Below are 12,613 nucleotides of genomic sequence, written 5' to 3' on the forward strand. Positions count from 1 at the left end.
GTTCACGCGTCACTCCGTTCGGCATCGGTCCGGTCGCCGGGCCGAACCTCGACGTGGTCCGGTTCCAGGGTGAGCCGGACCCGGTCGCGCAGGGCCAGGGCGTCGACGAAGGACGCCGGCAGCTGCATCCGGCCGGCGCGGTCCAGCACGGCGTACTCGTCGCTGACCAGTTCCGTGCTGCCGTCCGCGCCGATCCGCGCGGTGCGGCGTACCTCCGAGGAGGTCCGGCCGTCGCGGATGGCGACGGTCCGGCGGACCTGGTTGGCCACGGCGTGATCGTGGGTGACCACCACGACCGTCACCCCCAGTTCCGCATTGATCTGCCGCAGCGCGGCGAAGACCTCCGCGCTGGTGGCCTCGTCCAGCTCGCCGGTCGGCTCGTCGGCGAAGAGCACCTCCGGGTCGTTGGCCACGGCCACCGCGACCGCGCAGCGCTGCTGCTCCCCGCCGCTGAGCTGCCCCGGCCGCCGCTCGGCGCAGTGACTGACGCCAACCAGGTCGAGCAGTTCCCGGGCCCGCTCGCGGCGGGCCCGGCGGGAGCGCCGCCCGGCCAGCCGCATCGGTAGCTCCACGTTCTCCAGCGCGGTCAGGTACGGCAGCAGGTTGCGGCCGGTCTGCTGCCAGACGAACCCGGCCATCTCCCGGCGGTAGCTCAACCGGCGTCGGGCGGACATCGCGAGCAGGTCGTACTCGGCGACCCGGGCGATGCCGGCGGTCGGGGTGTCCAGCCCGGAGAGGATGTTCAGCAGGGTGGACTTGCCCGAGCCGGACGCGCCCACGATCGCGACCAGTTCACCCCGGTCGATGACCAGGTCGAGGCCCTGCAACGCGACCACCTCGACCCCGTCGGTCTTGAAGATCCGCACCAGGCCGTCGCAGACGATGTGCCCGCGCAGCCGGTCGTGCCCGCCGGCCCGTTCGGCCGCCCGCTGCGCGGCCCGCCGCTGAAGGGTGGCCAGGTCCGGCGCGGCGGACGCCGCCACGGTGGCTGTCATCTCAGCTTTCCTCTCCGAGCATCCCAATTCTCCTCTGCGAACACGTCAGGATTCCTCCCCCGAACACGTCAGCTCCCCTCCCCGAGCCGAAGCACCTCACCGAGGCGCATCCGGCGGTTGTTCACCGTCTCCACGGTGACCGCGAGGGCCAGGGCCAGCGCGCCGGCCGCCAGCACAGCCCCGACCAGGCCGGGGGAGAACGCGACCCGGACCGGCTCGCCGCCGGTGAACGCGGCCAGCCCGAGCACCGGGGTGAGTAGCAGGGGCAGCAGCGCCCCCGTCAGCGCGCCGGTGAGCAGCGCTGCGGCGACCAGCGGCGTCAGCTCCACCAGCAGCAGCCCCCGCCACTGCCGACGGGACAGGCCGAGGGTGCGCAGCCGGGAGAGCACCTGCCCCCGGGCCCGCGCCCCGGCGAGCACCGCGAAGGCGATCGCGAGCAGGCCGAACGCGGCGCCCCCGGCAGCACCGGCGGCGAACCCGAAGACCAGCAGGCCGTTCGCGCCGCCGCCCCCGAGCTGTTCGCGGGCGCCCTGCCAGGTGGTCACCTCCGCGCCGCGCGGTCGCTCTGCCGCGACGAAGCTGCCGCCGGTCTGGTAGCGGCGCTGGCCCTCGTCGCCCGCCTGCCGCAGCGCCTCGACGTCGAACCCGTCGCCGGAGACCAGGAAGGCCGTCGGCACCGGGCCGGTCGGCCCCGCCTCGGGCAGGGCCTGCCAGGGCAGCACCACGAACCGATCGACGTCGGCCGGGACCAGCGGGAAGTCGTCGGCCGTGTCGGCCACCCGGAACGGGTGGGCGCGCCCCTGCACGGACACCAGGGCCGTCCCGTCGAGGCCCGCACGGGCCAGTTCGGCGGCGAGCCCCGGGGAGACGAGCGCGGGGACCGGCCCCGGCGACCGGCCCGCCCGCAGCACCGGCGGCACCGACACGTCCAGCCCGGCGTCGCGCGCCGTGTCGGCCAGGCCCGGCCCGTCGACCAGCAGCACCGAGACGGCGGCGAGTCCCGCGTCGGCACCCCGCTCGTCGGTGATCCGCAACGCGCTCTCCCGCAGCACCGGGGTGCTGCGCCGCACGCCGGGCAGCCGTTGCAGGGCGGCGCCGGTGTCCGGGGCGAGCCGCTCCCCGTCGACCAGCGCGGACGCCGGCACGGCCGCGGTGGCCGTCCGATCCCGGCCGGTCTGGATGCCGCCCGCCACGACCGCGCAGAACGCCGCCGTGGCCACCGCGACCACGACGACGACCACCGGTCCGGTAACCGCCGACCGGCTCGCCCCGGCCACCCCGAGGAACGCCACGCTGCCGCGCGTACGGGCCGCGACGCGGCCGAGCAGCCGCAGCGGCCAGGGGTAGAGCCGCAAAGCCAGCACCGCGGCGGCGACGGCCAGCAGCACCGGAACCGAGGCCAGCAGCGGATCGGCCGCGCCCGGGGTGAGGCCCCGGCGGCGGATCAGGACCGTGGCCAGGACGGCGAGGGCGACGACGAGGAGTTCCAGGGTCAGCCGGCGGCCACCGGCACGCCGGCCGGACAGGTCCCGCCGACCGCCCGGCAGGGCCGACCCGCCCAGCGTGGCCAGCGGCAGGGCCAGGGTGGCCAGGGCCGCCGCGAGGAGGACGAGCCAGTCGGTCCCTCCACCGGAGCCGGGCAGCAGCCGGCCGAGCAGCCAGCCGAGCGCCGCGGCCGGCACGACGACCAGCGCCGACTCGGCGAGGCTGCGACGCGCGCCGCTGGTCGGCGTGCCACCCCGGGCCACCAGCAGGGCGAACTCGGCCTCCCGGCGGCGGGCCGCCAGCCGGGCCGCCAGCACGATCAGCCCCGCCACGGTGGCGAACATGCCGGCGGCGATCACCGCGAGCAGCGTCCGGGCGGCGGAGACCGCGTCGAGGAACTGCCGCAGCGGGATGTCGACCGCCTGGGTGACGCTCAGCCCGGCGGGCGGCGTGCGCTCCAGCAGCCGTACGCCGTCGATGACGGCGCGCAGGTCGGCGACGTCCATGTTGCCGAGGCGGTAGCGCCAGGAGAACCGGGCCGGCGTCCCGGTCGCGATCGCCGCGTCCAGGCCCGCGTCGCTGGTCAGCGCCACCATCTCGTACGGCTCGGCGTCGCCGGCCGGCTCGGTCACCCGCAGCGCCGACGGCAGGGTGTTCCAGATCCCGTCCGTGGCTCGCACCGGCTCGAAGACGCCCACCACGAGCAGCGGGAGCGGTTTAGTGCCGCCGGCACCGCTGGAGCGCAGGCGGCTGCCTGCGCGCAGGTTCAGTTTGCGGGCCGTCTCGGCGGCCAGCGCGACCTCGACGGGCTGCCCCGCGCCCACCGCCTCCGCCGGCCAGCGTCCTTCGGACAGGGTGGCCGCCCCCGCGACGCCCGGTGCCGCGCGGAGCCGGGCGACGACGAAGTAGTTCTTCCCCGCGAGGTCGGGCCCGGTCAGCCGGCTGAAGGCGGTCTCCGCGAGGTACCACCGGCTCTCCACCGCTTCCCGAACCGCCTCGGGCAGGCCCGCCTGGAGCGTGTCGAGTTCCTGGCCCCGCATCGCGGTGACCGGCTGACCGGCTCCGCCGCCCCCGACGGCCGGCGTCTCGGCGGTGGCGAGGGTCAGGTCCCGCTCGGCGGCCGGACGGCTGGTGACGTGCTCCCGCAGTCCCTGCTCGGCGAGCCGGTCGGCGGTACGCGGAAGCCCGGTCACCAGCAGCGCGGCCACCAGGGCCAACACCCCCAACAGGAGGAACTGACCGCCGAAGGCCCGCACCCGGCGGGCAGCCCCGAACAGCGCCAGACCGCCTCCACCCACCGGTGGCCGCCGCGCCCCGAACCCGCTGTCGCTCACCGGCTCCGACCCTCCTTCGAACCCGCCGCCGCTCACCGGCCCCGCCCCTCCTTCGAACCCGCCGCCGCTCACCGGTTCCGGCCGGTCCACCGCTCCGCCCTCGCTCACCGGTCGCCGCCGATGCGCAGTTGGGCCGCCGCGACGCGGTGGCGGAGGCCGGAGGCGATCGCCGTGCTGAACGCGAGCGCCGCCAGCAGCAGGCCGAGGGCGGTGGCGGCGACCGGCAGCCAGGGCAGCGCGAAGGCCGCCTCCGGCACCGGTCGGTCCGCCGACCGGGTGAGCACCACCAACGGCGCCATGGTGGCGCCCACCCCGGCACCGACCAGCAGCCCGACCCCGACGCCGATGCCGGCCAGGAAGGTCTGCTCGGCGAGCAGGGCGCGGGCGAGCAGCCGCGGCGTGGCACCCAGGGTGTGCAGGACCGCGAGCTCGCCGATCCGCCGGCGCGCGGTGGCCCAGACGTCCACGCCCAACCCCACCAGGGCCAGCAGCACCGAGCCCGCCGCCGCCGCGAGCAGGCCGGTGCGCGTGCCGAGCCAGTACGGGTCGCGGCTGGCCTCCTCCGCCGCCGCCCGCCGGTCCAGCACGGTCACCCCGGGCAGGTCGGCGACCGCCCGCGTCGCCTCGGCGGGCCCGGCGGGCCCGGTGCGGATCCACCACTCCGAGACCGGTCGGACGGTCCCCGTGGCCCGCAACAGCCAGTCGACGGCCGCCGGCAGGTCCAGCAGCATGCCGCCGGCCGCCCCGCCGCTGGCCGGCACCGCGTCGACCTCACCGACCACCTGGACGGTGAGCGTCACTCCGGAGAGGCCGACGTCCATCGTGTCGCCCCGACCGATGCTCAGCGCCCGGGCCACCTGTGGCGTGATCAGCGCCGGGACCGGCGGTCCGGTCCCGGCCGGCACCACGGCGAAGCGGCTGGGCGGCTGCGTGGCGAACCGTCCGCCCTCGACGAGTTCGACCTTGCGGCCGGCGCGCAGTACGCCGTCGGCGAACCCGGCCGGCTCCGCGTTCTCCGGGTCGTCCAGCCGGGTCGTCCAGCCGCCGGTGAGCGGCACCGGGCTGGCCACCCCGTTCGCGTCCACCGTGCGCAGCCCGGTCACCTCCAGCCGGTAGCCCGAGCCGAGCGCCGGCCCGGCGTCGACCTCGAAGCCGGCCAGCCGGTAGGCCCGGCCTCCGTTGTCCGGCAGGTCCACGGCCACCGCCACCGGCCGGCCGGCGCTGCCCGCGCTGGCCAGGGGCAGCTTCCAGGCTCCGCCGTCTGCCGTGGTGAGCAGGACGGACACCCGGACCGGGTGCGGGTACGCGGCCCCGGTCACCGGGGTGCCGACCGTGCCGGCGAGCCGGCGCGCGGCGGCGGGCAGTTCGACGCCGAGGGGCGCGACCCGGCCGCGTACCTGCCGGTCGAACAGGGCGCGCGCCGGCTCGCCGGCGAGCCGCTCGTCGAACCGGACGACACCGGGCGCCGCCGCCGCGTCCAGGCTCAGCACGCTCACCGGCAGGTCCTCGCGTCCCACCCGGATGTCGTCGCGCCAGGCCGGCACCGCCCGGTCCACGCCGGGCGTGGCGGCGAGCCGGCCGGCCCGGTCGGCCGGTGCGGCCCCGGATTGCTCGACCAGCCGCAGGTCGGCGCCGACGGTGAAGTCCGCCTGGTCGACGTGCGACCGCTCCCCAGTCGTCACCAGCGACCAGGCCAGGGTGCTGCCGCCCACGGCGAGCGCGAGCAGCAGGACCGGGCCGGCGTGCGGGCGGCGGCCCGCCTGCCACATGCCGAGCATCGCGGCCAGCCACGGCCGGCGGTCGACGAACCGCCCGGCGACCCGGGCCGCCGGCGGCAGCAGGCGCAGCGCGACGACGGCGCCGGCGAGCACGCCCAGCGTGGGCGCCGCCACCAGCAGCGGGTCGACGCCGAGTCGGCCGTTGGGGCCGGTCAGCGGGGAGGAGTACTGCCGTAGCTGGGTCCAGGCCAGCAGGGCCAGGCCGACCAGGGCCAGATCGGCGCCGATCCGCTGGGCCGCCGCGCCCCGACTCGGCCGGGACCGGGCCGCCAGGTCGGCGACGTACGTGCCGGCCCGGCGCATCGCCGGCAGCACCATGGCCACCAGGCAGCCGGCCGCCGTGGCGGAGGCAACCGCCCAGGTGAGTGTGTTGCCGCCGCCGGCCGACAACTCCGACCAGCCCTGGTCGCGGCCGATCCGGCGCAGGGCCTCGGCGGCGATCGGCGGCCCGAGCAGCGCAGCCGGCAGGACCACCAGGGCGGCTTCCCGCGCGGCCAGCCCGGCGACCTGCCGCCGGGCCGCGCCCCGGGCGCGCAGCAGCGCCGTCTGCCCCCGGCGGTCCTCGTTGAGCAGGGCGGCCACCAGGACCAGTGCGTACCCGCCGAGAACGAGGATGAGCAGCAGCGGCGTGAGCAGCGAGGACCGGCCCACCAGATCGGCCCGGACGAGCCGGTCGATCAGCCGGTCCATCGTGGTGACGGTCTGGGCGGAGGAGCCGAGGCCGGTCGCCTCGGGCAGGTCGGCGACCTCGGTGGCGACCGCGCGCCGCACGGCGTCCAGCCGGCCCGGCCCGACCGCCGCCAGGTCGGGCTCGACCAGCCAGGACGCCGAGGTCGTGCCGGGGAACGTCCGGTCGAAGTCGGCCGGGTCGAGCAGGAACGGCCCGTACGACGTCTCGGAGCCGGCGGCGACGGCACCCGGCGCGAGCCGCCAGTACGACCCGGTGGGGTCCCGGGGCCGGAAGAGGCCGACCACCTCCACCTCGCCGGTCCGCTCGGTGGCCCGGTCGCGCAGCGGCACCCGCTCGCCGACGGTCAGGCCGAGCACCCCGGCGACCCGCTCCGGCAGGAGCACCTGCGTCGGCACGGCCCCGCCGCTGGGCTGCCGCCCGGCCACCAGCTCGGCGTGCCCGGCGAGGTCCTCCAGGGTAGCCAGCGCGGCGAAGACCGGGTCGTCGCCGACCCGGGCGGTACCGAGATTGCCGGTCAGCTCCCGCCCGGTACCGTAGCGGGCCCCGCGCACCGCCACCGTGGCCCCGCCGAGCCCGTCGGCGAAGCGGGCGCGCACCGCCCGATCCCGGGCGGCGAAGGCAGCCCGGTCGGGACCGCCCGAGCCGCTGATCAGCAGGCTGCGCTCCTGGGCGGGGGACGCGGCGAGCACCGCGCGCTGCCCCGCGTCGACGGACCGCCGACTGTAGTCGGCCAGCCCGGTGACGAGGGCGACCGCCACCAGGGCCGCCACCAGCGCGGCGAGCAGCAGCCCACGGGCGGCCCGCGCCCGCCTCCACACCATCACCATCGCCCCACCTCCCCGGGCCCCAGCGGAGCCGACGGTCACAAAGACCCCTTGCGGGTACGGAAAGGTTCGCGTCCGTTATCCGACCGTTATGCCTACGGCGGGTCCGACCCGCCATGCCTGCGGTGAGCTGGACGGGGCCGCCCCGTCCGTGACGGCCTGACCTGGCGTCTGTCTGCTTGGATGGCGGTCGTGGATATCGCCCTCACCGTACTGATGGCCGGCGTCGTGCTGCTGCTGGCCGCCCGGCTAACAAGCCCCAGACAGGACCGGGCCACGGCGGCCCGGCTGGCCGAGATCGAGCGCCGCCTCCAGCTCGTGATGAACCATCTCGGGGTGGTCGACGTGCGGCCGGATCCGCCCGGGGTCCGCGACTACCTGGCCCGGGGCCAGAAGATCCAGGCGATCAAGGCGTACCGGGAGGCGACCGGCGTGGACCTGCGCGCGGCGAAGGAGGCTGTGGAGGCGATGATGGGCCCCATCAGCTGAGCCTGCGGTCAGCGCGGGCGGTCGGTCATGTGTGGTGGCTGTCGTGTGCCCGCGTCGGCCAGCCGCCGCAAGTAACGCACAGTTAAATAAACGAGCTTAGGGTGAGGCTGCTTTCCTGATGCGAGGGAGGAACCCATGCCCCGACTCGAACGGCTCCGGCACATCGCGCTCGTGATGGCGGTGGCCTTCGTGCTGCCGCTGGCCGTGGCGCCCGCCCCAGCGGCCGCGAACGACTACGAGCCCTTCTACCTCCGCAGCGACATGAACGGTAAATGCCTCGAAGTCGTCGGTGGCGCCGGCAACGGCTCGAGGGCGCAGATGTGGGACTGCTGGGGTGGATACAACCAGCAGTGGTACTGGGTTGGTGACCGGATCATCAGCGTCTCGACCGGGAAGTGCCTGGAGATTCTCGACATCTACCCGCACAGGGGAGGGTACGTCGGGATTTGGGACTGCTGGGGCGGCAGCAACCAGCTCTGGTACTGGGGCAACCAGCTGCCCGCTGGCGGGTACGAGCTCAGGAACCGGCTCAACCGCCTGTGCCTGGAGATCCAGGACAGCTGGCCCCACAACGGCGCCTACGTAGGCATGTGGGACTGCTTCGGCGGCGCAAATGAATCCTGGTACATGGATCCGGTCTACTGGTAGAACCCGGCCGTCAACCGGCGCGCCAGCCCGGTGCGGGAACGGACGCCCAGTTTTCGATAGACCCTGCCGAGGTGGTGGTCGACCGCCCGGTGGGCGGCTACCGCCTGATCGCCGGTATCGCCGCGTGGGTGTCGTACTGGCACATGGTGGCCGTCGCGGCCCGGTACGGGGCGACGTCCGGTGCCCAGTACCTGCTGCCGCTGTCCGTCGACGGGCTGGTGGTCGTGGCGGCGATCCGCCTGGTGGAGCTGGGCGGTCGGATTGGCTTCGTCCAGTCGCCGGCCTGCCGGCGGCACTCGGGGTTCGGGCAGTCGCACCACCAGCCCGGCTCGTCGGTGGGAATCCGGTCCCCTCCGGCAGCCACGGTGAATCGTTCGCGGGCGTGCGGGCAGGGCCAGCGGTGCGGGCAGCTGGCGGCGGCGCACGTCCACGCGGCCGCTCGGGCAGGTGCCCGTCGATGCTGGGTACCTCACGCACCCCAGCCAGGTCCGTGCACGTCACCGCGTAGAAACCCCAGATCGCCAGGTCGACGTACAACACCCGGTACTGCATCTCGAACCGCTGCGGGGCGGTCGCCGGGGACAGCGCGTCATGCTACCCCCGTCCACGCTCAACGGTTCGGTGTTTCAGCTGGCAGACCGCTTCGCTCGGCTTGGTTGCACCCGCTTCGGCTCGCCGGGCATCTTCGGGTGGTCCGGCGGGTACGGCAGGTCTCCCCGCCCGGCGGCGGCGTCCCGGTCGGCCCACTCCAGCAGCGGGGTGATGTCCCACGGCGCGTCGTCGATGCCGGCGTGCGGGTCGCCCCGCTGCGCCAGCCGGGCCGGGACGCTGCCCAGGTGCAGGTCGTCGGGGTCGACGTCGGGCAGCTCGTCCCAGGTGACCGGGGCGGACACGGTGGCCCGGGCGTTGGCCCGCAGCGAGTACGCGCACGCGATGGTGCGGTCCCGGGCCATCTGGTTGTAGTCGACGAAGACCCGCTCGCCCCGCTGCTCCTTCCACCAGGCCGTGGTGACCAGGTCGGGGCGGCGGCGCTCCAGCTCCCGGGCCAGCGCGATGGTGGCCCGGCGCACCTCGGTGAACGCCCATCGGGGCGCGATCCGCAGGTAGACGTGCACGCCCCGGCCGCCGGACGTCTTCGGCCAGCCGGTCGCGCCCAGCTCAGCGAGCAGGGCCCGCACCTCGACAGCGGCGGCGACCGCGTCGGCGAAGTCGGTGCCGGGCTGCGGGTCGAGGTCGACGCGCAGCTCGTCGGGGTGGTCGACGTGGCCGGCGCGGACCGGCCAGGGGTGGAACACGACGGTGCCCATCTGGGCGGCCCAGGCCACGTGGGCGAGGTCGGCCGGGCACAGCTCGTCGGCCGTCCGGCCGCTGGGGAAGCTGATCCGGGCGGTGGTCAGCCACGGCGGCACGCCCCGGGTCGGCACCCGTTTCTGGAAGAACGCCTCCCCGCCGATGCCGTCGGGGAAGCGTTGCAGCGTGGTCGGGCGGTCCCGCAGGGCGCGCATGATGCCGTCGCCGACGGCCAGGTAGTAGCCGAAGACGTCCGCCTTGGTGAAGCCCCGCTCCGGGAAGATCACCCGGTCCGGGCTGGTCAGCCGTACGGTGTGCCCGGCCACCTCGAACTCGGCGGCCGTGGCCTTCGCGGTGCCTGCCATCACGCGACCATATGCCACGGCACCGACACCCGTCGTACCGTTGCGGGGTGAGTCTTGACGAGAACGAACTGCCCCGCACCGAGGACGAGTGGCGGGTCCGGCTCAGCCCGGAGGAGTTCCGGGTGCTGCGTGAGGCGGGCACCGAGCGCCCGTGGACCGGCGAGTACGTGAACACGAAGACCCCGGGCGTCTACCACTGCCGTGCCTGCGGCGCGCAGCTCTACCCCAGCGACACCAAGTTCGACTCGCACTGCGGCTGGCCGAGCTTCGACGACGCGATCCCGGGCGCGGTGAGGGAGATCGAGGACAACAGCCACGGCATGCGGCGTACGGAGATCCGCTGCGCGCGCTGCGACAGTCACCTCGGGCACGTCTTCCGGGGCGAGGGGTTCACCCCGAAGGACACCCGGCACTGCGTCAACTCGGTCTCCATCAGGCTGGAACCGGCGCAGGGCTGACGGCGGGCACGGCTCAGACGAGCAGCAGGCTGCCCTGTTCATCGACCCGGTCGGCGGAGTCGTCGTCGAGCCAGATCCCGCCGGTGGCGAGGTAGCGGAACCGGTACGCCCCGGGCCGGAGCCGGACGGTCACCGTACGGGTGCCGTCGCGCCGGGCGACCAGCTCGTGGCGGCCCGGTTCCCAGTCGTTGAAGGAGCCGACCACGCTCACCGGGCCGGCCGGCGCGTCGCGGGGAAGGCTGAAGGTGACCCGGATCTGGTTGCCGAAGAGCCTGCTGCGCTTGATCACATCATCCTCCGGGGTCGAGGCCGTCACCAGGCACAACGGCCGACACGCCGGTTGCGACACGCCGCCGGGGCGGCCGGGTTCGGCCGTTTTGGCCGCCCGCTTCGGGCCGCTGTCGCACGCTGGGGGGACATCTGTCCTTATTGCTACGGGGGGTCCGGCCATGGCGACGTGCGAGGTCTGCGGCAACGACTACTGGATGGCGTTCGAGGTGCGCACGGTCAGCGGCGACGTGCACACCTTCGACTGCTTCGAGTGCGCGGCGCACCGACTGGCCCCAATCTGCGAACACTGTCAGGTCAAGATCGTCGGCCACGGGGTCGAGGTGTCGGGGCGCTTCTTCTGCTGCGCGCACTGCGCCCGGCAGGAGGAGGGCGACCGGGGCGCGCAGATCCGCGACGCCGTGGGCTCCCGCCCCCGCTGAGGTGCAAGCAGGGGCCCTTTGTTAACAGGCGGGTGTTGACAAAGGGGCCCCTGCTATACAGAAGGCGTTGACAAGGGGCCCTTCCTTGCGCTGGCGGCGGGGCGGTCTACCATCGCCGGGTGTCGCCGCAGACCATCGAGACCCGGATCGCCTCCTTCGCCGAGTTGGACGCCCGCACCTTCCACGACCTGCTGCGACTGCGCATCGACGTGTTCGTGGTGGAGCAGCGGTGCCCGTATCCGGAACTCGACGGCCGGGACGTCGAGCCGGGCACCCGGCACCTGTGGCTGACCCGCGACGGCGCCGTCGTGGCGTACCTGCGGATACTGGCCGACCCCGGCGGCCTGGCGCGGATCGGCCGGGTCGTGGTGGCGCCGCAGGCCCGGCGGGGCGGCTACGCCGGGCGGCTGATGGCCGAGGCGCTGGCCACGGTGGGCGACCGGCCGTGCGTGCTGGAGGCCCAGTCCCAGCTGGTCGGCTTCTACGCCCGGCACGGCTTCGCCGTCAGCGGGCCGGAGTACGTCGAGGACGGCATCCCGCACACCCCGATGAGACGGTAACCCGCACGCCCGATGCCCGGCGTCCCCGCGCCGCGAAGCCCGGGAGAACGCCGTCAATTGACACACCACTATGAGTGTGGGAATCTCGCAGCAGAGCCGCCATGGGAGTCACGCGAGCCGGCACGGGAGGGGCAACTCCCGCGATCCGGGCGTCGTCACGATCACACCTCTCACCCGGAGGCTCCATTGTCCCCCCTCCCGCGCAGGCGCTCCACGCCGCGCATGGCAGCCTGGCTGCTCGCCGTCGGCGCGACCGTCGCCATGCTGCTAGCCACCGCCCTGGCGAACCCCGCGTCCGCCCACGGGTCCGTCGTCGACCCCGCCTCCCGCAACTACGGCTGCTGGCAGCGTTGGGGCGCCGACCACATGAACCCTGCCATGGCCACCCAGGACCCGATGTGCTGGCAGGCATTCCAGGCCGACCCGCAGGCCATGTGGAACTGGATGGGGCTCTTCCGGGAGGGCGTCGCCGGCAACCACCAGGCCGCGATCCCCGACGGCCAGCTGTGCAGCGCCGGGCGCACCCAGAGCGGCCAGTACAACTCGCTGGACACCATCGGCGCGTGGAAGACCACCTCGATCGCCAACAGCTTCCGCATCCAGCTCAACGACCAGGCCAGTCACGGCGCCGACTACATCCGGGTGTACGTGACGAAGCAGGGCTTCGACGCCCTGACCAAGCCCCTGGGCTGGAGCGACCTGGAGCTGGTCGGCCAGATCGGCAACACGCCTGCCTCCCAGTGGAAGAAGGAGGCCTCGGGCGTGTCGATCCAGGTGCCGGCCAACGCGCCGGGGCGCACCGGCCGGCACATCGTCTACACGATCTGGCAGGCCAGCCACCTGGACCAGTCGTACTACCTGTGCAGCGACGTCGACTTCGGCGGGGGCAGCCCCACCACGCCGCCGACCACCACGCCGCCGACCACCACTCCCCCCACCACGACCCCGCCGACGACCCCGCCGGCGACCGGCGGCTGCACTGCGAC

Annotated in this window: 11 protein-coding genes; 6 read left to right on the plus strand and 5 right to left on the minus strand. The window is 74.8% G+C overall.

Translation table 11 applies throughout. The annotated features are described in order from the left end of the window. Positions 1-2: 2 nt before the first annotated feature. From E1258_RS23405 to E1258_RS23415, 3 genes are all read right to left on the minus strand, one after another. Positions 3-995 carry an ABC transporter ATP-binding protein gene (locus tag E1258_RS23405; protein ID WP_132404914.1) on the minus strand — a complete coding sequence of 331 codons (993 nt, stop codon included), beginning with the start codon at positions 993-995 and terminating at the stop codon, positions 3-5. 68 nt (positions 996-1,063) lie between these two features. Beyond that, positions 1,064-3,814, minus strand: a complete 2,751-nt coding sequence (locus E1258_RS23410; protein WP_243715635.1) for an FtsX-like permease family protein — start codon at positions 3,812-3,814, stop codon at positions 1,064-1,066. Between the two features lie 104 nt (positions 3,815-3,918). Continuing rightward, positions 3,919-7,110 carry an FtsX-like permease family protein gene (locus E1258_RS23415; protein ID WP_132404916.1) on the minus strand — a complete coding sequence of 1,064 codons (3,192 nt, stop codon included), beginning with the start codon at positions 7,108-7,110 and terminating at the stop codon, positions 3,919-3,921. Between the two features lie 189 nt (positions 7,111-7,299). On the opposite strand from E1258_RS23415, the gene E1258_RS23420 reads away from it, so the two are divergent. Together E1258_RS23420 and E1258_RS23425 are read left to right on the plus strand one after the other, a co-directional pair. Next, positions 7,300-7,596, plus strand: coding sequence for a hypothetical protein (locus E1258_RS23420; protein WP_165949878.1), 297 nt, complete (start codon positions 7,300-7,302; stop codon positions 7,594-7,596). 135 nt (positions 7,597-7,731) lie between these two features. After that, entirely contained in the window at positions 7,732-8,244 is a 513-nt protein-coding gene (locus E1258_RS23425; protein WP_132404918.1) for an RICIN domain-containing protein, read from the plus strand. A gap of 626 nt (positions 8,245-8,870) precedes the next feature. Here the strand turns inward: E1258_RS23425 and ligD are convergent. Next, a complete protein-coding gene (gene ligD, locus E1258_RS23435) occupies positions 8,871-9,899 on the minus strand; it encodes a non-homologous end-joining DNA ligase (RefSeq protein ID WP_132404920.1) in 1,029 nt (342 codons plus the stop codon). A 47-nt stretch (positions 9,900-9,946) separates the two neighbouring features. Here ligD and msrB point away from each other — a divergent pair, with 47 nt between their 5' ends. Beyond that, the gene (gene msrB / locus E1258_RS23440) at positions 9,947-10,357 is read left to right on the plus strand and encodes a peptide-methionine (R)-S-oxide reductase MsrB (RefSeq protein ID WP_007075446.1); all 411 of its coding nucleotides are present in this window, start codon (positions 9,947-9,949) and stop codon (positions 10,355-10,357) included. Positions 10,358-10,370: 13 nt separating this feature from the next. On the opposite strand, the gene E1258_RS23445 is transcribed toward msrB, so the two are convergent. Next, positions 10,371-10,646, minus strand: coding sequence for an isoamylase early set domain-containing protein (locus E1258_RS23445; protein ID WP_132404928.1), 276 nt, complete (start codon positions 10,644-10,646; stop codon positions 10,371-10,373). 160 nt (positions 10,647-10,806) lie between these two features. On the opposite strand from E1258_RS23445, the gene E1258_RS23450 reads away from it, so the two are divergent. From E1258_RS23450 to E1258_RS23460, 3 genes are all read left to right on the plus strand, one after another. Continuing rightward, positions 10,807-11,067 (plus strand): hypothetical protein, encoded by a 261-nt coding sequence (locus tag E1258_RS23450; protein ID WP_007075444.1) that lies wholly within the window; start codon positions 10,807-10,809, stop codon positions 11,065-11,067. Positions 11,068-11,186: 119 nt separating this feature from the next. Next, positions 11,187-11,627 (plus strand): GNAT family N-acetyltransferase, encoded by a 441-nt coding sequence (locus tag E1258_RS23455; RefSeq protein WP_207919681.1) that lies wholly within the window; start codon positions 11,187-11,189, stop codon positions 11,625-11,627. 222 nt (positions 11,628-11,849) lie between these two features. Beyond that, on the plus strand, positions 11,850-12,613 hold a 764-nt coding region (locus E1258_RS23460; RefSeq protein WP_132404922.1), incomplete at its 3' end, for a lytic polysaccharide monooxygenase.

The organism is Micromonospora sp. KC207, assembly GCF_004348615.1.
Taxonomy (GTDB): domain Bacteria; phylum Actinomycetota; class Actinomycetes; order Mycobacteriales; family Micromonosporaceae; genus Micromonospora.

What these genes read in the sequence shown, in the direction of transcription:
- E1258_RS23405 (WP_132404914.1), bottom strand. Translation starts at nt 995, where the DNA reads ATGACAGCCACCGTGGCGGCGTCCGCCGCGCCGGACCTGGCCACCCTT.
- E1258_RS23415 (WP_132404916.1), bottom strand. Translation starts at nt 7,110, where the DNA reads ATGGTGATGGTGTGGAGGCGGGCGCGGGCCGCCCGTGGGCTGCTGCTC.
- E1258_RS23425 (WP_132404918.1), top strand. Translation starts at nt 7,732, where the DNA reads ATGCCCCGACTCGAACGGCTCCGGCACATCGCGCTCGTGATGGCGGTG.
- ligD (WP_132404920.1), bottom strand. Translation starts at nt 9,899, where the DNA reads ATGGCAGGCACCGCGAAGGCCACGGCCGCCGAGTTCGAGGTGGCCGGG.
- E1258_RS23450 (WP_007075444.1), top strand. Translation starts at nt 10,807, where the DNA reads ATGGCGACGTGCGAGGTCTGCGGCAACGACTACTGGATGGCGTTCGAG.